The sequence below is a fragment of the Chitinophaga sp. RAB17 genome, assembly GCF_052114225.1.
GTDB lineage: Bacteria > Bacteroidota > Bacteroidia > Chitinophagales > Chitinophagaceae > Chitinophaga.
The window spans coordinates 185,107-211,972 of record NZ_JBFREI010000010.1 but is presented as its reverse complement, the minus strand read 5'-3'; the positions used below and the strand labels follow the sequence as shown (position 1 = coordinate 211,972).

Here is a 26,866-nt window from a genome sequence, read left to right as displayed (position 1 = left end):
AGTTTGCAACCAGGTGCTCTTCAAGGGTGCCTGATAAATAAGATTGAATGATGAAGATACTCCTTTTTATAGGTATGATGCTGCAAACAGCAGTGCTGGCGGGACAGGATCTGAAACCTTTTAAGCAGATAGAAGTTCAGATAACACCATGGCATCATATTCCGGCACTGTTAAAACTACCAGACAACGTTAAAAGCGGGAAGAGATATCCGCTGTTGATTTGCTTGCATGGCAGAAGTATCGCTGGTACTGATCTTACTAAAATATTCCGGCAGGGAGTTGCCAGGCAAATGCATGAGGGCAAAAATATTGATGCGGTAAATAAAGTGGATGGAAAAAAATATGAGTTTATTGTCATGGCGCCACTTGCCACCAGCTGGTCATTAGGCCCCGACCACCTTGATGCAGCGATTTCTGATGTTTTGAAGCGGTATCCAATTGACTCCTCCCGCATATATATCACAGGATATAGTGCCGGTGGATGGTCGGTTGGTATGGCTGTCACAGATAAAAAAATGGCGAAAAGAGTAGCTGCCGCCGTCAATATGTCTCCTGCCACTATTGATGCAGAAAATATGAAAAGCTTCCGCATCACGGCAGAGAACAACATCCACGTATGGTATTTCGGAGGTACTGAAGAACCGGTTTTCCTCGGAAACTGCAAGCTGTTTGCTGATAGTACGAATAAATACAAACCAGGGCTTACAAAGCTTACCACCGGCGATCATAAGCATTGTTGCTGGGAACAGTATTACGACCCTTCCTACCGCGAAAACGGGATGAATATTTATGAATGGTTACTTCAGTATAAAAGATAATCAGTTATGCGCCGGCTAAAGAGATGGTGGTTACCTGCTGTTATCTGTATACTACTTATATCCTGTCTTGGTTTCCTGTTCATTAAAAGCGGCCAGGAAACCGCCCAACTGGATGATGCTACGCGCAAACAGGCTCCCGGCAATTTCATTCAGCTGGACCAGGGTTTAGTGCATTATAAATTATATGGTCCCGATAGCGGAAAGCTACTGGTATTGATTCATGGTGGTGGCAGCAGTGGCATGGAGGTATGGCAATACAATATTCCCTATCTCCTGTCAAAAGGCTACAGGATATTGGCTTATGACCTTTATGGCAGGGGGTATTCAGACAGACCCAATACTGTTTATGATCTTGGTCTTTACAGAAGACAACTGGTGCAGTTACTCGATACCCTCCATCTGCAGCAATCCTTTGATATACTGGCGATGTCCATGGGGGCGCCGATAGGACTGGACTATGCTGCCGGACATCCCGACCGTGTCAATCGTATAATATTGCTGGGACCTGCTGCCAGTGGTGATCTGCAGGCAAGCAAACTGCTTCGCATACCTGTCATTTCTGATGTGCTGATGACTGCTTACTGGTATCCCCGCTCTGTAGAAAATCAACGTAAAGAGTTCGTGAACCAACCACTCTTTAATACCTATTCGCAACGGCTGAAGTACTTCATGAATTTCAGTGGATATAAACGGCTTACACACTCTTCCTGGATGAATATGCTCAATCAGAACCAACTGTATCTGTTAAAACAAATAGCCCCTGGAAAGATATTGCTGCTCTATGGCAAACAGGATCCGTTCTTCCCCATAGAGAAATTAAGTTCTTATAAGACGTTATACCCAACTTTAGAAGTACATGAAGTAGACAGCGCCGGGCATATGCCCCACTACGAGCAGCCACAGATAGTAAATGAGCTAATGTGGGAGTATCTGAAGGCAACTCAGTGATGTCCGGAAAAAGCAAAAGCCGTCCTTATAACCAGGACGGCTTTGCGTTTATAAGATATGCCCTGTATCAGGAACATTCACCTGTAGATCAATAAGACCTTAATTTTTCCTGAATCCTGAAGTCAGTATCTTGGAAGTGCCCAATGGCTGGTAATAATTGTTCGGATCAACACCTGCTGCATCCACTGTAGGGAATTTAGTGTTGATGTCTGCACCTGTACCTTCTTTGTAGGTACCTCCGTTTTCAGTATAAATGTAAGCATTCGGCACAATAGAGCCACCGTTTACACGCGGTTGTATAAAGGCGTTGCCATTCACGATCTGGGCAGCCGTCATGCCCTGATAACCGTTAATACGAAGGGATACTCCTCCTACTCTTGCGATGGTATTGTTTGTGATCTTAATAACTGCATTATCGGTTCCTCTTAAGCTTACACCGTCACCCTGGTTATCTCTCAGGAGATTATTATGAATGATATGGGTAGCTCCATTTTCACCGGAACCATAAAACTGAATCAGTTCACCCCAACCATCATGTACATAGTTGTCGTGTACATTGGTATTGGTTGTACGCCCTCCTATCAGGATACCACCGTTATGGCCGGAATTGTGCTGACCACCCCAGTTGGTAACTGTGTTGCTATATATTTCCAGTTTGTCAATAGCAGCGGTTTGAATACCATCTGCCCCACCGTTGGCCACTTCATTATTATAAATCTTAACATTGCGCCATTTAATGGGTTGTACATACTGTTGTCCGGGTGTAAATCCGGCCGGAGCACCATAATAAGGCGCATTGGCAGTTAAGTTCCAATAAAGAGCGGTATGACCGATATAAAAGGCTTCATTGTTAGTACCACTAATGGAAACATCATGTATTGACAGGTTTTCCATATACGAATTCGGATAGTAGGTAGTCGCATCTCCCTTTAATGGATCTGTTTTAGCCCAGATACCGGTACCCCCATTTTGTATGGTGATATTACTGATCTCAAAATTATCAGTATGCTGACTTAAAGACAAGTCAAAGTAAGCTTCTTTACCTGCTTGTGTGCTACCACTTATGATGAAATCGGATTTGGATTTTTCACCTCCGGCTTTCACATAATGACAGTTTACGAAACTAAGCGCCGTTGCCCAGGATCCGCCACTCCAGGCAGGATTACCTACTTTAACAACAGTGCCGGCTGCATTTTTTACAATAATCGGAGCTGCTGCGGAACCCTTAAGGTTATTGATAACAACAGCGGTAAATATGCCCTTCAGCGCCAGTATATCTCCGGCTTTGTAGATGCTTCCGTCTAAAAGCAGTCGCCCGTCTTTGTCTGGTACAAGAACTATTTCTTTTGTATTAACCGGAGGCTTGGCGGTAGTTGCTGTATCGGGCTTTGAAAGTCCCGGTTTTACTGCGTCTATTTGTGCTTTATTACAGCTCTCAGTCGTAAAAATAAAAGCCAATGCAAGTGATACGATTGTGTACATAGACAGTCGTGAGGTGGTGTTGCGCTTCATGGTTTTTCAGATAATTATATGGTTTCAATAAAAAGTTCACAACTACCCAATGGTAATTGCAATTGATTTTCTCTGATATGGATTCGGTCATTCAAAAGAATAATGGCGCCTGATTAATTATCTCCGGAAACAATTAAAAGGTTAGATTATAATTTCTGGCTGCGAATATCCAGAATTTTGGATATAAAAGCAGCATCATAACGATCCCCCTTGTTGAAATATTATCGACTAAAATGTCCGGGAGAATTTTATAACCATTTACAGAAATAAAACCAGTGTCCTAACCATCATCTAAAAAGAATAAACGAACCCATCACCCACTTACAGGGCGTGAAACGTAGGCCAATCAATCGTATTATTATTAAATATAAGGCATTATTAATAATAATATGTAACTTTTTTTGAACTTTTTTAAAAAAAATCTGAAAAACTTTTCCACATTTTAAAAAATGGACGTGTTGCATTAAAAACAGGTGAAGTCAAAAGATGTTCACCTCATAAAATGCAACAGCCGTTTCAAATTGAAACGGCTGTTGTTATAATGTTGACATCTGGTTTTGATTATAAACCAAATGCGGCTTTTACTTTATCAACGTAGTCCAGTTTTTCCCAGGTAAACAATTCCACTTCCACACTCTTCTCGTGTTTCTTGCCTTTGTTAAATACCTTGGTAACTACTTTAGGTTCACGGCCCATGTGACCATAAGCTGCAGTTTCACTATAGATAGGATTGCGCAGTTTCAGTCTTTGCTCAATAGCGTAAGGACGCAGGTCAAAGATTTCTTCAATTTTCTTTGCAATTTCTCCGTCGTTCAGTTTCACTTTGGCAGAACCACTGGTGTTTACATAAATACCACACGGTTTAGCTACACCGATCGCATAGGATACCTGTACCAGTATTTCATCACAAACACCTGCAGCTACCAGGTTTTTAGCAATATGACGGGTAGCATATGCTGCGGAACGATCCACTTTGGAAGGATCTTTACCAGAGAAAGCACCACCACCATGAGCACCCTTGCCACCATAGGTATCTACGATGATTTTACGGCCGGTTAAGCCGGTATCACCATGAGGACCACCGATTACAAATTTACCGGTTGGGTTGATGTGGTGATTGATATCAAAACCTTCGAATAGTTTCTGCAGTTCTGGTTTCAGTTGTTTTTTAACACGCGGGATCAGGATATTGATCATATCTTCCTTGATCTTAGCCAGCATTTTTTCATCTTCATCAAAATCATCATGCTGGGTAGAAATCACGATAGTGTCAATTCTTACCGGTTTATTATCATCTGAATATTCAATGGTTACCTGGGATTTTGCATCCGGACGCAGGTACTTGATTTCATTATTTTCACGACGGAGTACTGCCAGTTCCAGCAACAGTTTGTGCGCCAGGTCTAATGCCAGCGGCATATAGTTGTCTGTTTCACGGGTGGCATAACCGAACATCATACCCTGATCACCGGCACCTTGTTCTTCCGGAGATTTGCGGTCAACGCCCTGATTAATATCAGGCGATTGTTCGTGAATAGCAGAGAGGATACCACATGAATTAGCTTCGAACATATATTCACTCTTGGTATAACCTATTTTGCGAATCACTTCTCTTGCGATATCCTGCACATCCAGGTAGGCTTCAGACTTCACCTCTCCTGCCAATACAACCTGGCCGGTAGTTACAAGCGTTTCGCATGCTACTTTAGATTTCGCGTCATATGCCAGAAAATTATCGATCAAAGCGTCAGAGATCTGATCGGCTACTTTATCAGGGTGTCCTTCTGAAACGGATTCAGATGTAAATAAATAAGGCATAAAAAACTGGGGATTAGTAGTTTTATGGTTTAGTGTAAATAATTCTGAGCTTGATGTTGTACTGCGATAGATTGCTACCGCCAGCTTTCACACGGTTTACATCCATGTAAAGTGGAGAATAGCCTTCCAGTTTGAAGCCGTTATTAGTATCGAGTTTTTTGATAAACCTTTGTACCGTATTGGCAAGGTTAAAGGTATACTGCACGATCTGTATCCCTCCAAAATTGGTTATCACCTGACGACTGCCGCCAAAATAGGCTGCACCGCCACTCGTATAATAATCGATAGGGATTTTGGTGGAGTCCCCGTTTCCATACTGCCGTAAAGATAAGCTTCCTGGTTCAATAAATATATTATTCATATCACTTACCCCAGAAGTTATTTGTGTAATCACCAGTTCCGCTTTGTTGATAAGAACAGCCGGGAAGTTTTCCAGACCTGGTATAGTCAGCTTGGTATATAAACCAGGACTGGCATTCAGGAACAGGATACTATCTCCCTTTGGATTGCCGGTATTAATGAACCGGCCGGCCTGTGAACCATTGTAATTGCGGGTAAAGTAGTTGGCATGTGCGCTGGCATACTGATTAAATGCCATGGTAGCACGCAGTGAATCTTTTTCTGAATTCTTATAAAATACTGTCAGTTTGGTATTGCTGTTATTCAGGTTCAGATAAATCATGTTCCTGTTGGTACCCAGGTTGGTATCCGGTACCAGGGCAAAACCTTTCAGGTAAGCACGGAAAGCTGAATCTGTAGCAAATGCACCATCCGATTTCTGCTTCAGCAGGTCCTGGCCAAAAGCAGTGCTCAGTTTAATACGCAGCTGGGCAGTTTCCTTGGTGCCATATACACTAACAGAGTCACGGAGTGACAGTGGTGTAACGGTTACCTGGCCCAGTAATTCACCGGGGTTGTATGCCAGTGCCCTGTTATAAGCGTAGTTGGAATCAATCGTAAATTTGTTTTCCGCCATACGGTACACCCTGAAAGTTTGAGGTGCAGCAGAGTCGCCGGTATAGCCATTATAGCTGAGTGACAACACTACTGAATCCAGGGTTTGCCCGGCCCCTTCGAAAGTGAAGGCACTCGAAGGCAAAGACACCTGCGTATATACGAAAGCGTGAGTTTTGCCGAAAACAGGATCTGTTGTAATGGAACCCAGTATTTTGGCATAGGCAGTATTGCCGTTTAAAATTGTAGAATCATACCGGAGTATGTTGTTGGCAATAACACCATTGAGGACGGTGTCCTGTGCATTGACGAAATCGCCTGGAGGAATAAGGCCACCACCCAAAAGAGTGGATTTGTTACAACCGGTTGCTCCGTACAGTAGAGTAATATAGGTAGCTAAGAAGCTAAGGTTCCTGAAATTGATCTTCACGCGTTATGTTGTTAGTGAGTATTGTTTTAACTGCCCGAACATGTTTTAAGATAACTATTTTCCCAGCAACTGGTTGTACAATTGCAGGTAATCACCGAGATCTTCGTTCTCTTTTTTATAAGGTAAAATGATCTTACCTTTTTCTGCTTTCACTTCATCCACCACTTTCTTTTCCAGCTTATCACCGGCAAGTACAACAGCATCCGCGTATTTAGCTGCGCCTCTGTTCAATGCAGTATTGGTACCTTCCTTAAACAGCTCCATATCTTTTTCTTTGATCTGGTTGCTGATCGTGGCCTTCTTAACAAAGGTGGTGCCTAACTTTTCCTTGAACGTATTGGGCGTCAACGAATATATGATTTTTGAGTTAGCAAAAACCGGCTCCTTCTTGTAGGCAGTTTTCAGATACATAGGTATCAGAGAAGTCATCCAGCCACTGCAATGAATGATGTCAGGAGGCCATCCGAATTTCTTCACCGTTTCCAGGGCTCCTTTACAAAAGAAGACAGCTCTGGCTGCGTTGTCGTCAAAAAACTCTTCGTTTTCATCGGCAAACACAGTCTTACGCTTAAAATAATCTTCATTATCCAGGAAGTAAACCTGCAACCGGGCATTCGGGAGCGAAGCCACCTTGATAATCAACGGGTAGTCATCCCCGTCAATCACAATGTTGATCCCCGACAACCTTACGACCTCGTGCAAACGGTGTCTTCTCTCATTAATAATTCCAAATCTAGGCATGATCACTCTCACTTCCAGGCCAGCCTCATTGGACTTAATTGCCATTTTATTGACCATTGCCGCGTAATCACTCAATTCCAGGTACGGCGACATCTCTTGGGCAATAAAAAGAATTCTTTTCTTTGTGGACATTTAACGCTGATTATTAATGCAGTAATTTTTAATTTGGCTTGCAAAATTACGGATTTTTTACGGAATATTGGCCAATCTGTCAGTTTTAACATCCTTTTAAGCAATGATTTATGTATCTATTTAAGCGCAGCACGGACCTGAAGAAGCACCTGGACCTGGTAAGAAAAAGCAACAAAAGCATTGGTTTTGTGCCCACTATGGGAGCTCTCCACGACGGGCACCTGTCACTTATTCAGGCCGCCAGGGAAAATAATGATGTGGTCGTTTGCAGCATTTTTGTCAATCCAACTCAATTTAATGATCCAAAAGATTTTGAAAAATATCCCATCACCATTGAGGAGGATATTAAAAAATTAAATAACGTATCGACAGATATACTTTTTTTACCATCCGTAGAAGAAATGTACCCGGAAGGGCTGGAAAGTAATCTGCATTACGACTTTGGCAACCTGGAAACAATCCTTGAAGGCAAATTTCGTCCCGGACATTTCCAGGGCGTGGGCCGCATTGTTCACAAGTTACTTGATATTGTGCAACCTGACCAGCTTTTTATGGGACAAAAAGATCTGCAGCAATGTCTGATCATCCGCCGGCTGCTCGTTGTCACCCATTCTCCCGTGAAACTGGTGGTTTGTCCTACAGAAAGAGAAAAAGACGGTCTGGCCATGAGCAGCCGCAATGCACGCCTCTCTCCCGCCGCCAGAAAAAAAGCCATAGCCATCTACCAGGCCCTCCTTCACATTAAAAATAACTTCGGGAAAGGTCTTCATTTCATGGAAGGTGCGCATGAAGCATTTGACGACCTGAAAAAACAGGGTTTTGAGCCTGAATACGTGGATATCCTTCAGCTGGACGGTGATATGCTCCACCCGCTTGACCAACCACCGGGAAATGCTACAGTAATCGCAGCCGTTGCCGCCTGGCTGGATGGCGTAAGACTCATCGACAACATGATACTGCAGGGAAGCCTCTAGCCTGCCGGACAAGGCATTCAGCAAACACTGCATTACTGCTGCATGCCTTGTTCGATCTTCCATATTTTTTTCCTAGCTTTGCGAACGCTCTTTTTTTACAGCGTTAAGCCAGTTATAAATTATGCAAATCGAAATTTTAAAGTGTAAGATTCACCGCGCGGTAGTTACGGAAGCCAACCTGCAATATGTTGGAAGCATTACGATTGACGAAGATCTGATGGATGCCGCTGGTTTAATTGAGTACGAAAAAGTACAGGTACTGAACGTAAATAACGGAGAAAGACTGGAAACCTATGTTATCAAAGGTAAACGTGGTTCCGGTGTAATCTGCATGAATGGCCCCGCTGCCCGACTCGTTGCCCCGGGTGACATAGTAATCATTATTTCCTATGCCACAATGGATTTTGAAGAAGCTAAAAAATATACACCTATTGCCATTTTCCCGAAAGAAGGGAATAAACTGTAAACCCGTATACTGTTTTTTATTAACGCCCTAAAATAACTTTGGATCATGCCCAAAACGCTTAAGAACGTCATTAAGTTTATTTGCTTTTTTGGCATAGGGGTGCTACTGATATGGCTGTTCACCAGGAATATCAAAGCAGATGAGTGGGGTAAAATCAATCTGGCATTACGCAAAGCCAACTACTGGCTCCTGATTCCGACCATGACTATTGGTATCGCCAGTCACTGGTTCCGCGCCGTGCGCTGGAAACTGCTGATGAAACCACTGGGACATCAGCCGACCACCCTCAATACCTTTTTCGCCGTGATGGTGGGCTACCTGGTGAATCTCGCCGTACCCCGTCTGGGTGAGGTAACCCGTTGCGGCATCATTGCACAGTACGAGAAAGTACCAGCCGATAAACTGGTAGGTACCATGATTGCAGAAAGAGCCGTAGACCTGGTATGCCTTGTCCTCCTGATGGTACTCACTATTGTAACACAACTGGACCTTCTGGGCTCCCTGGTAAATGAAACGATCTTTCAGCCGGTATCGGATAAAATAGCACATGCCAATGGCACACAACTGCTCATCGGCGTTGTTGTCCTGGCATTAGTCATCGTACTCCTGGGCTGGTTGCTGCGCCGCTTTGCCAGATCCAAAATAGCCATCACCGTTAAAAACCTGATAAGAGGCATCACAGAAGGATTTCTCTCCATCGGTAAAATGGAAAAAAAGAAAAAGATCTGGTTTATCATTCACTCTATACTCATCTGGTCCTGCTACCTGTCACAGGTATATATCGGCTTTTTCTGTCTGCAGGAAACCTCCCATCTGGGCATGAGTGCCGCCCTCGCCGTGCTGATGATCGGTAGTGTAGGCATGATCGTTATGCCAGGTGGTATCGGTGCCTATCAGCCGCTGGTACAGAAAACACTGGAAATATACAGCATCCCTTCGGCTATAGGCTTCGCCTTTGGCTGGATTATCTGGGTGGCACAAACTATCCTGGTAATCATTCTGGGCTTTGTCAGCCTCGTAGCATTGCCCATCTACAACAAGAAAAAAAACGTGTTGGCACCAGTGCAGGATTAAACTGATTTTAATACACTAAATAGATAAAAAGAGAGGCGGATGCCAAAGTGTTTATACACTCCGGTCTCCGCTTCTCTTTTTAAGTTAATGAGGATCAATACAAAATCCGCCCGTTTCTCCGCGCTTTTCTTTAACTTTAATTTAATACTCCAATTAAAGCGAAAGCTGTATCATCGTAGTTTAGATGAAGTGAATTTTTTGAATGTAAATATGTTTGTATGCGTTTGCCGAATGGTGAGAACCTTGATATTATGACAATGCCCGATGTAATAGTACAAAAGAAAACAACCAGGAAAAAGCCACTGGCAGAAAAGAAAAAAATGATTGCCAGAGATATCAGCTGGCTCTCTTTCAACGCCAGAGTACTGCAGGAAGCTGCAGACAAGTCTGTCCCCCTTCATGAACGCATCCGCTTCCTAGGCATCTTCTCCAATAATCTCGATGAATTTTTCAGGGTAAGAGTAGCCACGCTCAAAAGAATGATGTCTTTCGGCAAAGCCTCCAAAATGCACCTGGAAGAAAACCCTGATAAAATACTGGACGAAATACAAAGCCGCGTAATTGAGCAACAACGCGAATTTGACCTCGTATGGAAAGACATTGCCACTGAAATGGAGGCGCAGCATATCTTTCTCCGTACTGAAAAACAACTCAATAAAGAACAACAGAAATTTGTACTGAATTTCTTCAACGAACAGGTACGCACCAACATCATCCCATTGATGATTGAGAGCATACAGCACTTCCCCATTCTACGCGATAAATCTATTTACCTGGCCATTGTACTGGCCCGGCAGGATAATTCCGTACGACAAAAATTTGCCCTGATAGAAATTCCTACTACCGTACTTCCCCGCTTCATCATTCTTCCGTCCAAACCCGGTGAGCATGATATCATTCTGCTGGAAGACCTGGTACGTTTCTGTTTACCGAATATATTCGTCTATTTTGGTTATGATAAATTTTCTGCCCACATCATCAAAGTAACCCGTGACGCGGAACTCGATATAGATAACGACATCTCAGACAGCCTTATTCACCAGATTGAAAAAGGCCTGAAAGACCGGCGCAAAGGGAAGCCGGTGCGGTTTGTATATGATAAGGATATTGACCCCCTGCTGCTGGAATACCTGATGCGCAGACAAGGACTGTCCGGAAAAGATAACCTGATCCCCGGGGCACGCATCCATAATTTCAAAGACTTCATGGACTTCCCTGAATCCATCTTTCCACCACATTTACACCGCAAAACCTTTACCCATCCGCTTTTCCTCAATGCACCCAGTGTGATGCATGTGATACAGCAGCAGGACGTAATGCTGCATTTTCCCTATCACTCGTTTGATACCATCATCGATCTGTTAAGAGAAGCTGCAATTGATCCGAATGTGTCTTCCATCAAAATAACAGCGTACAGGCTTGCCCGTAATTCCAAGATAGTGAACGCACTGGTGAACGCGGTACGCAATGGTAAGCAGGTAACTGTGGTGCTGGAACTCCGCGCCCGCTTTGATGAAGCTGCTAACCTCGACTGGAAATCAAGACTGGAAGAAGAAGGGGTAAAAGTTTTGCTGGGCATTCCGAATATGAAAATACATGCCAAGCTTTGTGTGATCAAAAAACGGATAGGCACCAAAACCATTCAGTGTGGCTTCGTGAGCACCGGTAATCTTAATGAAAGAACGGCCCGCGTATACGGTGATCATTGCCTGCTCACCACCAACCGTTCCATCATTGCCGATATGAACCGCATCTTTGCTTACCTGGAAAGCCCGAAGCATGATATTAAAATACTGGAAGGATGCAAAACGCTGCCGGTGAGTCCGCTCAATATGCGTGATACTTTCCTGCGGCTGATAGACCGGGAAATAAAGAATGCTAAGCATAAAAAGAAAGCAGGTATCATCGTTAAAATGAACTCCCTTTCTGATGCTATGCTCATTTCTAAACTATATGAAGCGGCTAAGGCAGGTGTAGATGTAAAAATGGTGATCAGGGGCATCTGCTGCGCTTACACAGAAAATAAAAAGTGGAAGAAAAATATCACTGCGGTCAGCATTGTGGATGAATACCTGGAACATGCACGTGTATTCATTTTCCATCATGGAGGTCAGGAAAAAGTATACATTGCTTCCTGCGACTGGATGGTACGTAACCTTGACCACCGCATAGAAGCCGCTGCACACATAACGGATCCGGCTATACGCCAGGAGCTGATTGACATCATGAAAATTCAATTGAGCGGCAACGTAAAAGCCCGTATACTCGATAATGAGCAACTCAATGAATACCGGAAGGATGGTGATAAAAAAATACGTACACAATTGGAGATCTACAAATACCTGCACGAAAAACAGTACCTGTAACTTTAAAATGTTTTACTTTTGCCCCTTGATATAACGACTGACAGATGAAATTAGCTGCGATTGATATAGGTTCCAATGCTGCCAGGCTGCTCATTTCAGAAGCATCGCCGAACAGTACAGGTGTAATGGACTTTACCAAACTGAATCTGGTGAGGGTACCGCTGCGACTGGGATTTGATGTATTTAACAACAATGTTATTTCTGAGAAAAAAGCCAATCACCTCATAGATACCATCAAGGCATATAAGCTGTTGCTGGACGTGTATGAAGTGAAGTATCTCAAAGCCTGCGCCACCTCCGCCATGCGTGATGCCAGCAATGCTACGGTTATTCTCCAGGAAGTTAAGGCGCAGACAGGTATCGATATCAAGATCATTTCGGGGCAGGAAGAAGCTTCTTTCATCTATGAAAACCATGTGGCAGAAAACATGGATAAAACCAAGTCTTACCTCTATATAGACGTAGGCGGCGGCAGTACAGAACTTACCCTGTTTGGTGGTGGCAAACAGATCTTTAAGGAGTCTTTCAACATAGGCACTATCCGGTTGTTGCAGCAACAGGTAACAGAAGCCCAATGGCAGGTGATGAAAGATTTCCTGAAGCAACAACTAAAGAACATAGGCCCCGTGATCGCAATTGGTTCCGGTGGCAACATCAATAAAATATTCTCTCTCTCCAAACGCAAGGAAGGCAAGCCTTTATCGCTGGATACGCTGAAAGACTATCACAAGGAGTTCAGCAGTTTCACCGTAGAAGAGCGGATCCATCTGTATAACCTGCGGGAAGACCGCGCCGATGTGATCGTACCTGCATTGCAGATCTATGTGAACGTGATGCGCTGGGCTGATACCCCGGAAATTTATGTACCGAAGATCGGATTGGCCGATGGGCTCATTCATGCGCTCTACGAAGAAATTGCTGTTATCAGCTGATGGTAGCTTTTAGCAGTTAGCAGTTAGCTTTTAGGTGTTAACGTGCAAACAATGATCATATACATAAAAAGTAGCCGTCTGTACCTGAATACTAATAGCTAAAAGCTAACTGCTAAAAGCTAAAAAAAACATTTCCATTTATCTTTTTATATTGCCACCTTTGCAGTTATTGCTAACAGCAAAATGCTAACTGCTTATGTCTGTGAATAAAGAAATAAAGCGTATCACCACGCATACACTGCAGAAGATGAAAGTGGACGGAGAAAGAATATCTATGCTGACGGCATATGATTACTCCATGGCCCGCATTTTTGACGATGCCGGGATTGATATACTGCTGGTCGGTGATTCTGCTTCCAACGTAATGGCTGGTCATGAAACCACGCTCCCTATTACACTAGATCAGATGATCTATCACGCCGCGTCTGTGGTAAGGGCGATTAAACGTTGTTTCATCGTCGTGGATCTTCCATTTGGTTCATACCAGGGAAACTCCAAAGAAGCACTCAGTTCTGCCATCCGCATCATGAAAGAAACCGGTGCGCATGGAATCAAAATTGAGGGCGGCGAAGAAATCATTGAATCCGTAAAACGGATTATCTCTGCCGGAGTGCCGGTTATGGGCCATCTTGGATTAACACCACAATCGATCTACAAATTTGGCACCTACGCCGTACGCGCTACGGAAGAGGCAGAAGCCAATAAGCTCATCAATGATGCGAAACTGCTGCAGGAAGCAGGTTGCTTTTCCATTGTGCTCGAAAAAATTCCGGCTGCCCTGGCCAAAACTGTAACCGAAACCGTAAGTATTCCTATGATTGGTATCGGAGCCGGTAAATATGTAGATGGACAGGTGCTGGTGATGCACGATATGCTGGGCATCAACAAAGATTTCAAACCACGGTTCCTCCGCCGTTACCTGGACCTTTACGGGCAGATCTATGGCGCTACCCAGGCTTACATCAATGATGTAAAAACAAAGGATTTCCCGAACGATAATGAACAATATTAATTGAGCATTACGAATGATGAAGAATTACGAATTACAGGTTTATGGGCAGATGATCTTCTCGTTTACCATCTCCACACAAATCTGTAATTCGTAATTCATAATTTGTAATTCATAATTTTTCCCTATATTCGCCTCGCACTTTTCGCAAGTTGAATGAACTACCTGTTAAACATACAGCTTTCTCTACTCTCCTATCTACGGAGCACTTGCTCCCATGTGCCATAGGTAGCACAAGGGGTATTTTTCCCTGCACATCTTTTCTTTAATACCGCTAAAGCGGTTCCTGGTGCTGTGTTTCAGCAAGACTAACATTTATTATTGTTATTGGCTGTTGTCATTCCCTTTTTCATATTGGATTCTTTTTTCCAATCTAAAAAGTGCATGATCACTATATAACGTTAATGGATATACGTAGTATCCCGGACCCGTATATATATTCACTCATAACGGAGCAAACCACGCTCCGCTCATCACTATAATTCCAAACAGATTATGAAACGTGTAATGATTATCGGCGCCGGCAAGATCGGTGAAACCGCAGCCTTTCTTTTACAACAGTCCGGCGACTATGCAGTAACACTGGCAGACAGCAACCAGGCTTTACTGGACAAATGCACCGATACCGGTATCCGCAAAACCATCCTGGATGTAAATGATGCCAACGCATTACAGCAGGGCCTTCAGGACCAGGACATTGTACTGAGCGCCTGCCCCTTTTTCCTGAATGTTAAAATTGCTACCGCCGCGGCCCAGTCCAATACCCACTATTTTGATTTAACGGAAGATGTGGCTACCACCAATGCTATCAGGGAAATAGCCGCCAGAGCCAATGTTAGCTTTATGCCACAATGTGGTCTGGCGCCGGGCTTCATCAGCATTGCCGCTTATGATATTGCCAAACAGTTTGATTCGCTGGATGCGGTTCGTCTGCGCGTAGGGGCACTTCCACAGTTCCCTACCAATAGTCTCATGTATAACCTTACCTGGAGCACCGATGGGCTGATCAATGAATATTGCAATCCCTGCGATGCCATCTATGAAGGCGCCCGTAAAGAGGTAATGCCAATGGAAGGCTACGAACGTTTTGCACTGGATGGAGTGGAATATGAAGCCTTTAATACCTCCGGCGGGCTGGGGGCCCTGGCCGAAATACTGGACAAAAAAGTATACAACCTGGACTACAAAACGGTGCGCTACCCTGGCCACTGCCACCTGATGAAGATACTCCTGAGCGAACTAAAGCTTAATAAAAAAAGGGATATTTTGAAGGAGATTATGGAAGATAGCATACCTTTCACTGCACAGGATGTAGTACTGGTTTTTGTATCTGTTTCAGGAATGGTGAACGGACGTTCCGTACAACGCTCCTATTCACGTAAGATCTATAACCAGGCAGTTGCAGGCAAGGATTTCACCGCCATACAACTGACCACAGCAGGTGCTGCCTGTGCAGTCATAGATCTGCACGCAAAAGGACTCCTGCCGGCTAATGGCTTTGTTCGTCAGGAAGATGTGGCATTCAATGATTTAATCAACAACCGCTTTGCGGTATATTATAATTAGCAGTTAAAGGATTGTCATTAGTAAATTTTGATGAAGAGTAGCCTCTTTATTAAAAACACTAACGGCTAATTACTAAAAAGCTTCATCTCATGTTAAAAGATGTATTAAAAGGGCTGATGGAACGTTATCAGCAACGCGTACCGGATGTGGCAGCGGTGATAACAGCCATGGTCAAAGAAGGGATGATTCAGCAGGCGGATGATATCGAAAATGATCATATCGCTTTCAGAACGATGGGGGTGCCTCAGCTGGGTGTACAATCCCTGGAGAAAATATTTCTTCATTATGGCTATACGAAAATGGATAAATACCATTTCGCTGCCAAGAAGCTGGATGCCTGGTGGTATGCCCCTCCGGAGCCTCAGTACCCACGTATATTTATCAGCGAATTAAGGGTGAATGACCTGAGCGAAGCCGCACAGGAGATTATTCACCGCTATACCAGTGAAGTAAAAACGGACCCGGTAAATACGCTGAACCTGGATGATGCCAATGCGGTAGATACCTTTTTACACAGCTCTCTCTGGCGCACGCCTACCCTGGCCGACTACCAGCTGCTGGCGGCGGAAAGCGAATACGCTGCCTGGGTAATTTATAACCGGTATTACCTCAATCACTTCACCGTCAGTGTACACAATCTACCTCCGGGATATAATACGGTGGCTGAATTCAACGCCTTCCTGGAAAAGCATGGTTTCCGCCTGAATGATGCCGGCGGAAAAATCAAAACAAGTCCGGACGGTAACCTGTTGCAAAGCGCTACTGTGGCGGGCATGATCACCGCCGAATTTGCGAACGGTGAAAAGCAGGCCATTGCAGGCTCCTATGTGGAGTTTGCAGAAAGAAAAGTACTCCCACAATTTGCACATTTACCTGCCAGTGAAATAGGCAGGGAACAAAGACGGGAAGGTTTCGAAGCCGGCAATGCCGATAAGATCTTCGAAAGTACTTACGCCACCCAAACAAAAAAAAGTTCCTAATTTAGTCTAATAATACACCCATAATGGAAGACATCTTAAAAGCATTCGGCATCACTACAGAACAAAGTGGTATCAGCACCGGTAACAACTGGGTGCCTGCTCACGGAGCAGATATTACCTCCTTTTCACCGGTAAATAATAAAAAGATTACTACCGTGAAAAGCGCTACCCGGGAAGACTATGACCTGGTAGTGGCAGTAGCCCAGGAGGCTTTCAAAGAATGGCGCATGTGGCCAGCACCTAAAAGAGGCGAAATAGTAAGACAAATAGGTGTAGCCCTGCGGGAACATAAAGATCAGCTGGGTAAACTGGTATCCTATGAAATGGGAAAAAGTTTACAGGAAGGATATGGAGAAGTACAGGAGATGATTGACATCTGTGATTTTGCAGTTGGATTATCCCGTCAGCTGCATGGATTAACGATGCACTCTGAGCGTCCCGGACACCGGATGTACGAACAGTGGCATCCATTGGGTATTACAGGCATTATTTCCGCCTTTAACTTCCCTGTTGCAGTATGGGCATGGAATTCCATGCTGGCGTGGGTTTGCGGAAACGTATGTATCTGGAAACCATCAGAAAAAACACCTGTTACTGCTTTGGCTTGTCAACGTATAGTCGCCGCCGTATTTGCTGCCAATCATGTACCGGAAGGCGTATGCTGCCTGGTAACAGGCAACCGCGATGCCGGTGAATGGATGGCGAACGATACCCGTATTCCCCTGGTTTCCGCCACCGGTTCCACCCGTATGGGTAAAGCTGTAGGTGCTGCTGTGGGACAACGTTTGGGCCGCTCGCTGCTGGAACTGGGTGGAAACAATGCCATCATCATTTCCCAGGATGCGGACCTCGACATGTCACTGATTGGTGCTGTATTTGGTGCCGTAGGTACTGCCGGACAACGCTGCACTTCTACCCGCCGTCTCATTATCCATGAAAGCGTGTATGATAATTTCACCGCAAAGCTGGTAAAAGCTTACTCACAGCTGCATATAGGCAACCCACTGGATCAGCATAATCACGTGGGCCCACTTATTGACAAGGCAGCCGTAGATGCATATCTCAACACAATAGAGCAGGTAAAGCAACAGGGAGGCACCTTCCTCGTGGAAGGCGGCGTACTCTCCGGCACCGGCTATGAATCCGGTTGTTATGTGAAACCCTGCATTGCGGCAGTTGAAAATGTATATGAAATTGTACAGCATGAAACCTTTGCGCCCATCCTGTACGTTATGAAGTATAAAACACTGGCAGAAGCGATTGCGATGCAGAATGATGTACCACAGGGACTTTCATCCGCTATCATGACACTTAACCTGCGTGAAGCAGAACAATTCCTGTCTCAATCCGGATCTGATTGCGGTATTGCCAATGTAAACATCGGGACTTCGGGTGCGGAAATAGGCGGCGCCTTTGGAGGAGAGAAAGAAACCGGTGGTGGCCGCGAAAGTGGCTCCGATGCCTGGAGAGCTTACATGCGCCGTCAAACCAATACCATCAACTATTCTAACAGTCTGCCACTGGCACAGGGTATTAAATTTGATATCTAATCTGTTTTTATAAAAAATGAAAAAGGAGAACATATAGTATGTTCTCCTTTTTCATTTTTATAACATGTATTATCACTAATATTTTCGGAATAATCTCTGGTCTCTTCAGCTCCGAGGCCCTTGCCCCGGAGCTTTTAATTTTCGTGAAAGGTATGCCACCCGATCAGATTTTTAAAAGCGGTTGATAAAAGATATCCTGTTTAAATCATTGAAGCAACCCTGGTTGCTCACTCTCTACATACATCGATCGCATGGTTTTTAAAAATAGTAGCGAGGTTAGAGAACCCCGCTTTTCGTTAAACGGAAACCATGCTTATGGGAAAAGTAAGTAACAGCGGGAAGCCATTAAATACTCTTCCGGATATAAATATTAGACTTTTTTTTGAATATTCATATTCAACTTTTGTGCTACTGCCGTATTATTACCACTGCGCTTCACCACTAAAACCTGTCCACATCCTTTGTCATAAAGGGTTTTAACGTCTTTACCCTTCACTCCTACCTGCCGTATCATCGCAGTAATATTTTCCGGGTCACTGCAAATAACAATGGTTTTGCCACTATTCTTCTTTATCATATCTTTTACTATGTTGGAAGTAAGCTCCGGATCACCATTCAACCGGAAGTAATCCAGCTGTTGCTGACGGGCTTTCGCCAGTGGGGTAACGGTTTGTACCGCGCGGTTAATAAAAGTAGTATAGATGGCACTGATGTCCGTTCCTGCCAGCGAGGTGGCCAGTTGGGAGGCCTGTTCTGTACCGGAGGCACTCAGGCCGGGATCTGAAGATGGAGATGATTCCACTTCAGCAGCATTCACGAAAATGATAGTGGTTACTTCAGGTTCTGTAGCAAATACCTGTGTACCGGTGGCCAGCAAAGCGGCCATGAAAAGAGTCTTCAGCATGATTGGTAAATTTAAATAAATGAAAACGAATCTGTAAAAATCTCGCTTAGAACAACGGTAGATGAGAGTATAGATGCTTGAGGGAATGATGTAAAACTAAAACAGGTAAAATGATCCGCAAAGCAGATTGTGACAGATGGCAATCGGACTGGGGCGGGCAACGGAATCAAGATAAGATCAGGTCGATTCCATTAGGCTGGAGATCAGGTAATTATCTCCTTTATTGTCCTTCAATCTCCCAATCAACCAACATATAGCGCGCTTATCATTAATATTTAATGTTATACCGCTTTTTTTCTACCTTTATTGTTATCATCAAGATATTTTTAGTTGTTTTATATATCGGGAAAATTATTGAACATGAAATTGTTTAGTCGAGAGGTCGCAGTCCTGGCAGGGTGTGTTGCATTAATGACTGCTTTTACAACAAATACCAGCGCGCAAAGTAAAACCCAGGCCCCAAAAAACTGGCATCTGCTGAGTTATGATACAGACAGCGTATTTGGCACGTCTACTGAAAAAGCCTATAAGGAATTGTTAAAAGGGAAGAAAAGCACCCCCGTAATTGTGGCGGTGATCGACTCTGGTATTGATACCACGCATGAAGACCTGAAAGGTATACTGTGGACCAATCCCCGCGAAATTCCCGGCAACGGTAAGGATGATGACCATAATGGTTACGTAGATGATATCCATGGATGGAACTTCCTTGGTGGTAAAGATGGCAGCAGTTTAAAAGAGGATTCAGAAGAAGCTGCCCGCGAATATTACCGCTATAAAACCAAATACGGCAACCCAGACTCTGCTCTCGCAAAAGACTCCAAAGAATATGCTACCTGGCAACAGTTGCAATCGAAAGTAGAAAAACCTAATTCTCAGTTTAAGATGCAATACAAAAGCATGGCTAAGCTGCAGGAAAATGTAAATAAATGTGAATCGATCCTGAAAACTTATCTCGGTAAGGAAGATTTCAACGTGGCACAACTGGATAGTATTCAAACCACCAACCAGGACGTGTTGCTGGCACGTAATTTCATGACCCGTTTACTCAAAAGTGCCGGTGATGAGCCAGCCACTTTCAGTGAGTTTAAAATGGAGTTCGATGAATACATGAATGAACTGAAACGCAAGGCAGAAAGCACAGAAGTAATGCCGAATGCCAACAGGGAAAAAATTGTAGGCGATAACCTCGAAGATATCAACGATAATAAATACGGTAACAACGATGTAATGGGCGCCTTTGGCTTCCATGGGACCCACGTATCGGGCATTATTGCAGCTTCCAGGAACAATGGCGTAGGTATGGACGGTGTAGCCGACAATGTACGCATCATGGCTGTGAAAGCCGTTCCGGATGGTGATGAAAGAGATAAAGATGTAGCCCTGGCTATCCGTTATGCGGTAGACAATGGTGCACAGATCATCAATATGAGCTTTGGCAAACCCTTTTCGCCCCATAAAGAATGGGTGGATGCTGCAGTTAAGTATGCAGAAGAGAAAGGTGTATTGTTGGTGCATGCCGCAGGCAACGATGGTAGCAACAATGATTCTGTACTGAACTACCCTAACCCTGATTTCCTGGATGGTACTACCGCTACCAACTTCATTACCGTAGGCGCCAGCAGCACTGGTACCGGCAATGATAAAGTAGCCAGCTTCTCCAACTACGGCAAAAAGGGTGTAGACCTGTTTGCACCGGGTGTACAAATATATTCTACTGTTCCAGGTGGCAACAAATACGGCAGCGCCAGCGGTACCAGCATGGCCAGTCCGGTAGTGGCAGGTGTAGCGGCATTGATACTCTCCTACTATCCTGAGCTCAGCGCCAGACAACTGAAATATGTGCTGGAAAAAAGTGCCACTCCTTTACCGGACGGAACTACCCTCGTTAATAAACCAGGTAGTGCGGATGAAAAAATAAATTTCGCTGACCTGTCAGTAACCGGTGGTGTAATAAACAGCTATGAAGCCTTGAAGCTGGCTGCAACTATTAAGGGAGAAAATGTGAAGGGGAAAAAGCAGCACAAAGCAAAAGTGAAACCAATTAAAAAGAACTAATAGCAGGCCGAAGGCATAAAGCTGAAAGCAAAAAGCTATTGTGTAGTAGCATAAAGCGTATATCATTCGCTTATATCCTGTACACAATAGCTTTTTGCTTTCAGCTTTATACTTTCTGCTCTATTTAACAAGACGCAGGCTCAGCGGATACTTATAAGACTCTCCCTTATTCGCTTTCACGGCCGCAATGATGCTGAAAATAATATTGATCAGCCATATCACACCTAACAGTTCCGTCCAGCCCCAGGTGAAAAAAGCTTCCCCCCGTGTATAATGCCAGAAGTTGGTCAATGACCAGAATCCATTTGAAATATTGTTGATCAGGTTCACTGCCACCGCAGCTATGCTGAGGGTGATCTGGAAATTAATGGCTTCTTTACCCTGATCATCTACAAAAGCGGATTCGCTGCGTTTGATCAGCCAAAGTACAAGTACGCCGATAATATTACCTACAGTAGGGATTACGGCCATACCTATAATGCCGCCCAGGTGTACCAGGGTCCCCCAGGTATGTTCATCTTTCTGGTTCATAAAATAGAGATTAATATTAATGGGAAGTTAGCGCTTATTTCAGCATATCTAAAAAGAGGAAGAAAAAAAACTACAAACCTGTAAGCCGGATTCTGTTTCTGCCCCGGCAAAGCCGGAACAGACTGCTATCATTTATCTGCGACAACGTTCGCACGTTGTCTGTATCTGCCTACCCTCGGTCATCGGGCGAGCAGCCCTCAGGCGACCGTATACATGGCATTTCAGCACGCAAGGTTTACCCGCACAAACAGTTACCTGCCTGCACCGTGGGCGCTTACCCCACATTTTCACCCTTACTCCGCCTGTTGGCGGAGCGGTTATTTTCTGTGGCACTTGCTGTTCCCGGTTTGCACCAGGCCCCACCCGTTAGGTGGTGCGTTGCTCTGCGCTGTCCGGACTTTCCTTCCCACTGAACAAGTCAGTGAAACGATAGCACGGTTTGTAGTTGAGGCGCGAAGGTAGAAAAGAATTACGAATTACGAATTATAAATTACGGCATAAGTATGAAAATCAATGTAATTCGTAATTCATAATTCTATCTAAATGTTATTTCCGTAGCACCATAGCCATATTTTGCGTGATACTGGTTTACAAAACTGGCTACTTCCGGTGTTTGTTTAAGTACCTGGTGAATTTCATCCCGGAGTTTTCCTTTACCCACACCATGAATAACAATCAGGTTATGCTGGTGATGACTGATGGCCAGTTCCATGTAACGCTGGAAGGCATTGAGTTGTATAGCCAGGATCGCGATGTTGCTCAACCCTTTCCAATTTTTCTCCAGTGCCTCAATGTGCAGATCCACTTCTGTTTTGGGCGTCAGCGATGTTTCCGGTTGTAATTGGATTTTACTTAAGAGACTGGCAAAATTTCCTGATCCCAGTGTAGTTATAGGCGCCTTCTTTTTAACGGATTCCACTGGAGCAGGAGGCTCCGGCTCTTTTTCAGGAAATTTATCAAACAAAGGATACGTAATTGTAGCCTCTTCCTTGATACGTAACTGTTCCAGCTGCACAAACATTTGTTTGGGCTTTATTTTCCAGGTCTTCTGTATGGAGGTGGCCAGCTTGGGTTGTGGCTCTTTCAGGAAAAAAGAAAATTCAAACCGCGGGTTATCATTCAGCGATTCGAATATCAGATCAGCCAGGTAGAAATTATTATACGGCTGGATCTCATTCTTTATTTCCAGATCCAGCTGGTTGTTCAGCCAGATCTGAAAATAAAAACGCATGGCATGTGGCGTGTCGTTAAACAAATGAAACTTCATCAGTTTCACTGTTTCATCCAGGCCATCCATCTGGTATACCGGTAAAACAGACAGGAACATTCCTTTGTCTGTTTTAAATACTTCGTACTTACTTCTGTCTACTTTAATCTCATCCCCGGGGATCAGTTTGGGCTTATCTTTCACCAGCTTTTGCTGGGTGAAACGATGGAAATATGGGAAGTCAATCTGGTCGAGATATACAGGGAAAGATGTCCCCTTTACCTCTATCATCACCATATTATCATTCACAACGTCTACAACCGTTCCTTCTTCTTTTGAACTCAACAGCAGGATGCTGTCGCCTATTTGGTATTTCATAATTGCATTCTTCTGAAATACAAAAATAGAATTTTGAAGGGATATGTGTGGAAGAGATTTATCAGACGGGGTATTGCATATGAATATCACCACAATAACCCTTACTCAGCATACTTGCGGCTGCGTACTTTTTCCGGGTGATTGTGCATGTACCTGTCTACAGAGATACGGCCACTACCCTCAACAACAAATAAAATCAACAGACAGAGTACCAGCACTGTTAATGCCATAGGCGGATACACATTAAATAAACCGGAAGGTGAATGCACCAGGAAAACGGCTCCCAGTAATACCGGAATATTCGCGATAGCGCAGAATCTGGTGAGCAGGCCCATCGCAATGAATAAACCACCAACAATATGGGCAAATACGATATAATGCCCTAACATTACTGATATGGCTGCCAGGGCAGGTTTCTGACTAATTGTGGCCACCAGCGCGTCTCTGTTCATGACAAACAAGACACCTACGGCCATCAGAAATATTCCCAGCAGTATACGTACGGCACTCAGCCAATTGGGGCTATGTCTGTCACCCCAGTGTTCAACCTGTTGTAGCATGTTCATAAAATATAAATTTTAAGATCAAAGAGCTACTATGAAGTTACGAAATATATACTGTAAAGCAGAAAGCATAAGGCGCAAAGCAAAAAGCTACCGGAGCGGATCATTAGCGTATAACCGCTGAAATCATCCGCTCCGGTAGCTTTTTGTTTTATACTTTAAACTTTATGCTTTTTTACTGAGTTTACTGTGGGTATAGCTATAAGCGAAATAAATGGTGAGCCCTAATGCGAGCCAGATAGAGAAAACTATCCAGTTCTTCAGGGCTATTTCCGTCATCAGGTAAAAACAGCTCAACATCCCCAATACCGGTATCAGCGAGAGTTTACGGGTAGCAGAGAAAAAGGTGATCAACACCGTTACCACCACAAATATGTAGAAAGGAATGTTGTGTTTCCATACTTCCCAACCGCCTTCCATAGAAAACTTAATGAGGATTTCCTTATGAAACAAGGCCACCAGGCCTATTACCAGGGCGGGAACAATAATCTGTCCGTTGATATAGGGCAGCTGAAAACGCTTTACAGTGGCCTTTTCTTCTCTTGGCAATATCAGCACACCGCCACAAACAAGGATAAAGGCAAACAAGGTACCTATACTGGTAAGATCCGTTACAATGGTCAGGTTCAGGAACAAAGCCGGCACACCTACTAAAATACCGGTAATGATGGTAGCATAGGAAGGTGTTTGGAAACGAGGGTGAATTTTGCTGAAACGCTTTGGCAACAGCCCGTCCCGGCTCATGCTCATCCATATGCGTGGCTGACCAATCTGGAACACCAGCAATACGCTGGTAGTAGCCACCACCGCACTGATGGAAATAAGGTAGCTGATCCATGGTAAATGTACCTGGTCAAAAACAAAAGCCAGGGGATCATCTACCTTTAATTTGTAAAAAGGGACCATACCGGTGAGTACAAATGAAATCAGGATATACAGTACCGTACAGATGATCAGGGAGTAGATCATACCCTTGGGCAGATCTCTCTGTGGATTTTCACATTCTTCGGCGGTAGTACTGATGGCGTCAAAGCCAATATAAGCGAAAAATACGGCAGATACTCCCTTCAGCACACCAGAGAAGCCATTAGGCATAAAAGGGTTCCAATTCGCCTTATTTACGTAGAAAAAGCCCACTACAATCACAAACAGTATCACCAGTATTTTGAGCGCCACCATAAAATTGGCGCTGCGTTTACTTTCCTGGATACCTACATAGGCCAGGTAAGTCACCAACACCACAATGATAAACGCAGGAAGATTGAGAATGATTGGGATGCCGGCGATATGCGGCGCAGCCGCTATAATAGCAGGAGTTGCGCTATCGTAGTTGCTGGCCAGCCAGGAAGGCAAACTTAAACCCAGTCCTCCCAGCAGGTTATTGAAATACCCGCTCCAGGAAATGGCCACGGCAATATTCCCGATAGCATATTCCAGGATAAGCGCCCACCCGATTACCCAGGCCGCGAGTTCTCCGAAAGTAACGTAAGAGTAAGTATAGGCACTGCCCGATACCGGCACGCGGGAAGCAAATTCCGCGTAGCAAAGGGCAGAGAAGCCGCAGGTAACTGCAGTGATAACAAATAGCAATGATACGCCCGGACCACCATGAAAAGAGGCCTCCCCGATAGTGGAAAAAATACCGGCACCAATAACGGCGGCAATCCCCATCGCGGTAAGGTCTTTCACCTTTAGTACTTTATGTAATCCTCCTGTTCCATGACCGTCTGCCAATCCATCTTTGGCATCTTTTATAATTGTGGCAAGCGATTTTTTTCGAAACAGCGAATTTGACATTGGCGAAGGAATTACGTGTTACAGTTGTTTTTTAATTTACTAAATATACCATCTTACCCTGCTAAAAATAAGAATGCTGATTGCGCTGATTAAATCTCTCAGAAAAAATCAGTGCAATCAGCATATCATATCACTTCATCCTGAATAAGACAAGCGCGAATATAATGCGATTTTAAATACAAACCTTATTGCTGACGGTTTAAGAGGTAGTTAGCCAATTCCATCAACGCCGTTTTGCGGTTAGACAGCACCGCGATGCTGTCCAGGCTTTGAAAAGCAAGCTGTTGGAAACGTTCTTTTTCCCTTTCTGCCCACTCATCTACCTTACAACTGCGGAATAACGACAGTACCCGCTCTACTTTATCGGCCGGAGAAGTTTCCAGGAGCATTTTTAATTCCGCACGCTCTGTTGGATTACACAATTCCAGCGCCTTAAGCAGCAGGAAAGTCTTTTTATTCACCAGGATATCTCCCCCCTGTTGCTTACCGAATTTCTCCGGATCTCCGAACGCATCCAGGTAATCGTCCTGGATCTGGAAGGCAATACCGATATTTTTACCGAACGAGTAAAGATGCTGTTGATTTCCGTCACCGGCGCCGCCGATGATAGCGCCCAGCTGCAAGCTGGCAGCCAGCAACACAGATGTTTTCAGGCCAATCATATGGACGTAGTCATCGTACTTTACTTCTTCCGCTTCCATTCCTTCGAAGTCCATATCCAGTTGCTGCCCTTCACAAACTTCAATCGCCGCTTTATTAAAAACAGCGATGATTTTTTGTTTATAGTGTGCATCTATTTTATTCAGGCGTTCATATACATTGATGAGCATCACATCCCCCGCAAGGATAGCAGCCGGTTCGCCGTATACCGTGTGTACGGTTGGCTTACCGCGGCGGAGCGGGGCTTTATCCATGATATCATCATGTAATAATGTAAAATTATGAAAAAGCTCTACTGCACTGCCCACTTCCATAACATCCGGATGCAGGGTATCAAATAACTCGTTTCCCATCAGGCACAATACCGGTCGTATTCTTTTACCGCCGATATCCAGGATATGGGAGGCGGCATTATATAACTTACTGGGCTGTTCCGGAAAATGTTGTTTCTCAAAATGTTGACTAAACTGCGCTATTAACTCCTGAAATGAATGCATC

22 protein-coding genes and 1 other RNA gene are annotated in these 26,866 nt (G+C 44.3%); 12 read left to right on the top strand and 11 right to left on the bottom strand.

Going from position 1 to position 26,866, the window contains the following annotated elements:
• Positions 1–47: 47 nt before the first annotated feature.
• Positions 48–818, top strand: coding sequence for a prolyl oligopeptidase family serine peptidase (locus AB4Z08_RS27615; protein ID WP_441577018.1), 771 nt, complete (start codon positions 48–50; stop codon positions 816–818).
• A 6-nt stretch (positions 819–824) separates the two neighbouring features.
• A complete protein-coding gene (locus tag AB4Z08_RS27610; protein WP_441577017.1) occupies positions 825–1,766 on the top strand; it encodes an alpha/beta fold hydrolase in 942 nt (313 codons plus the stop codon).
• Positions 1,767–1,865: 99 nt separating this feature from the next.
• On the opposite strand, the gene AB4Z08_RS27605 is transcribed toward AB4Z08_RS27610, so the two are convergent.
• The 4 genes from AB4Z08_RS27605 to AB4Z08_RS27590 form a co-directional block, all read right to left on the bottom strand.
• A complete protein-coding gene (locus AB4Z08_RS27605; protein WP_441577016.1) occupies positions 1,866–3,278 on the bottom strand; it encodes a right-handed parallel beta-helix repeat-containing protein in 1,413 nt (470 codons plus the stop codon).
• A 561-nt stretch (positions 3,279–3,839) separates the two neighbouring features.
• A complete protein-coding gene (gene metK, locus AB4Z08_RS27600; protein WP_441577015.1) occupies positions 3,840–5,096 on the bottom strand; it encodes a methionine adenosyltransferase in 1,257 nt (418 codons plus the stop codon).
• Between the two features lie 22 nt (positions 5,097–5,118).
• The gene (locus tag AB4Z08_RS27595) at positions 5,119–6,480 is read right to left on the bottom strand and encodes a DUF4270 family protein (RefSeq protein ID WP_441577014.1); all 1,362 of its coding nucleotides are present in this window, start codon (positions 6,478–6,480) and stop codon (positions 5,119–5,121) included.
• A gap of 54 nt (positions 6,481–6,534) precedes the next feature.
• Complete coding sequence (locus AB4Z08_RS27590; protein ID WP_133811107.1) at positions 6,535–7,353, bottom strand: glycogen/starch synthase; 819 nt, start codon at positions 7,351–7,353, stop codon at positions 6,535–6,537.
• 110 nt (positions 7,354–7,463) lie between these two features.
• On the opposite strand from AB4Z08_RS27590, the gene panC reads away from it, so the two are divergent.
• The 9 genes from panC (at position 7,464) to amaB (ending at position 18,270) form a co-directional block, all read left to right on the top strand.
• Positions 7,464–8,327 (top strand): pantoate--beta-alanine ligase, encoded by an 864-nt coding sequence (gene panC / locus AB4Z08_RS27585; protein ID WP_441577013.1) that lies wholly within the window; start codon positions 7,464–7,466, stop codon positions 8,325–8,327.
• A gap of 121 nt (positions 8,328–8,448) precedes the next feature.
• Positions 8,449–8,793 carry an aspartate 1-decarboxylase gene (gene panD, locus AB4Z08_RS27580; protein WP_133811105.1) on the top strand — a complete coding sequence of 115 codons (345 nt, stop codon included), beginning with the start codon at positions 8,449–8,451 and terminating at the stop codon, positions 8,791–8,793.
• 45 nt (positions 8,794–8,838) lie between these two features.
• Positions 8,839–9,867, top strand: a complete 1,029-nt coding sequence (locus AB4Z08_RS27575; RefSeq protein WP_441577012.1) for a lysylphosphatidylglycerol synthase transmembrane domain-containing protein — start codon at positions 8,839–8,841, stop codon at positions 9,865–9,867.
• Between the two features lie 218 nt (positions 9,868–10,085).
• Positions 10,086–12,233 (top strand): polyphosphate kinase 1, encoded by a 2,148-nt coding sequence (gene ppk1, locus AB4Z08_RS27570; protein ID WP_441577011.1) that lies wholly within the window; start codon positions 10,086–10,088, stop codon positions 12,231–12,233.
• A 44-nt stretch (positions 12,234–12,277) separates the two neighbouring features.
• A complete protein-coding gene (locus tag AB4Z08_RS27565) occupies positions 12,278–13,165 on the top strand; it encodes a Ppx/GppA phosphatase family protein (RefSeq protein WP_441577010.1) in 888 nt (295 codons plus the stop codon).
• Between the two features lie 196 nt (positions 13,166–13,361).
• Positions 13,362–14,177 carry a 3-methyl-2-oxobutanoate hydroxymethyltransferase gene (gene panB, locus AB4Z08_RS27560; protein WP_441577009.1) on the top strand — a complete coding sequence of 272 codons (816 nt, stop codon included), beginning with the start codon at positions 13,362–13,364 and terminating at the stop codon, positions 14,175–14,177.
• A 492-nt stretch (positions 14,178–14,669) separates the two neighbouring features.
• A complete protein-coding gene (locus tag AB4Z08_RS27555; RefSeq protein WP_441577008.1) occupies positions 14,670–15,740 on the top strand; it encodes a saccharopine dehydrogenase family protein in 1,071 nt (356 codons plus the stop codon).
• Between the two features lie 89 nt (positions 15,741–15,829).
• Positions 15,830–16,720 carry a DUF1338 domain-containing protein gene (locus AB4Z08_RS27550; protein WP_441577007.1) on the top strand — a complete coding sequence of 297 codons (891 nt, stop codon included), beginning with the start codon at positions 15,830–15,832 and terminating at the stop codon, positions 16,718–16,720.
• A gap of 23 nt (positions 16,721–16,743) precedes the next feature.
• Positions 16,744–18,270 (top strand): L-piperidine-6-carboxylate dehydrogenase, encoded by a 1,527-nt coding sequence (gene amaB, locus AB4Z08_RS27545; protein WP_441577006.1) that lies wholly within the window; start codon positions 16,744–16,746, stop codon positions 18,268–18,270.
• A gap of 370 nt (positions 18,271–18,640) precedes the next feature.
• Here the strand turns inward: amaB and AB4Z08_RS27540 are convergent, their stop codons facing one another.
• Positions 18,641–19,174, bottom strand: a complete 534-nt coding sequence (locus tag AB4Z08_RS27540) for a histidine phosphatase family protein (RefSeq protein ID WP_441577005.1) — start codon at positions 19,172–19,174, stop codon at positions 18,641–18,643.
• Between the two features lie 360 nt (positions 19,175–19,534).
• Between AB4Z08_RS27540 and AB4Z08_RS27535 the strand changes: the two genes are divergently transcribed.
• Positions 19,535–21,232, top strand: a complete 1,698-nt coding sequence (locus AB4Z08_RS27535) for a S8 family peptidase (RefSeq protein ID WP_441577004.1) — start codon at positions 19,535–19,537, stop codon at positions 21,230–21,232.
• A 120-nt stretch (positions 21,233–21,352) separates the two neighbouring features.
• Here AB4Z08_RS27535 and AB4Z08_RS27530 read toward each other — a convergent pair whose 3' ends face one another.
• From AB4Z08_RS27530 to AB4Z08_RS27505, 6 genes are all read right to left on the bottom strand, one after another.
• Complete coding sequence (locus tag AB4Z08_RS27530) at positions 21,353–21,763, bottom strand: DUF4870 domain-containing protein (RefSeq protein WP_441577003.1); 411 nt, start codon at positions 21,761–21,763, stop codon at positions 21,353–21,355.
• A gap of 65 nt (positions 21,764–21,828) precedes the next feature.
• Positions 21,829–22,209: RNase P RNA component class A (rnpB, locus tag AB4Z08_RS27525), an RNA gene on the bottom strand.
• A gap of 89 nt (positions 22,210–22,298) precedes the next feature.
• A complete protein-coding gene (locus AB4Z08_RS27520) occupies positions 22,299–23,348 on the bottom strand; it encodes a Smr/MutS family protein (RefSeq protein WP_441577002.1) in 1,050 nt (349 codons plus the stop codon).
• A 101-nt stretch (positions 23,349–23,449) separates the two neighbouring features.
• The gene (locus AB4Z08_RS27515) at positions 23,450–23,914 is read right to left on the bottom strand and encodes a DoxX family protein (RefSeq protein ID WP_441577001.1); all 465 of its coding nucleotides are present in this window, start codon (positions 23,912–23,914) and stop codon (positions 23,450–23,452) included.
• A 162-nt stretch (positions 23,915–24,076) separates the two neighbouring features.
• Positions 24,077–25,708 (bottom strand): amino acid permease, encoded by a 1,632-nt coding sequence (locus tag AB4Z08_RS27510; RefSeq protein WP_441577000.1) that lies wholly within the window; start codon positions 25,706–25,708, stop codon positions 24,077–24,079.
• 185 nt (positions 25,709–25,893) lie between these two features.
• Positions 25,894–26,865, bottom strand: coding sequence for a polyprenyl synthetase family protein (locus tag AB4Z08_RS27505; RefSeq protein WP_441577081.1), 972 nt, complete (start codon positions 26,863–26,865; stop codon positions 25,894–25,896).
• Between the last annotated feature and the right edge of the window lies 1 nt (position 26,866).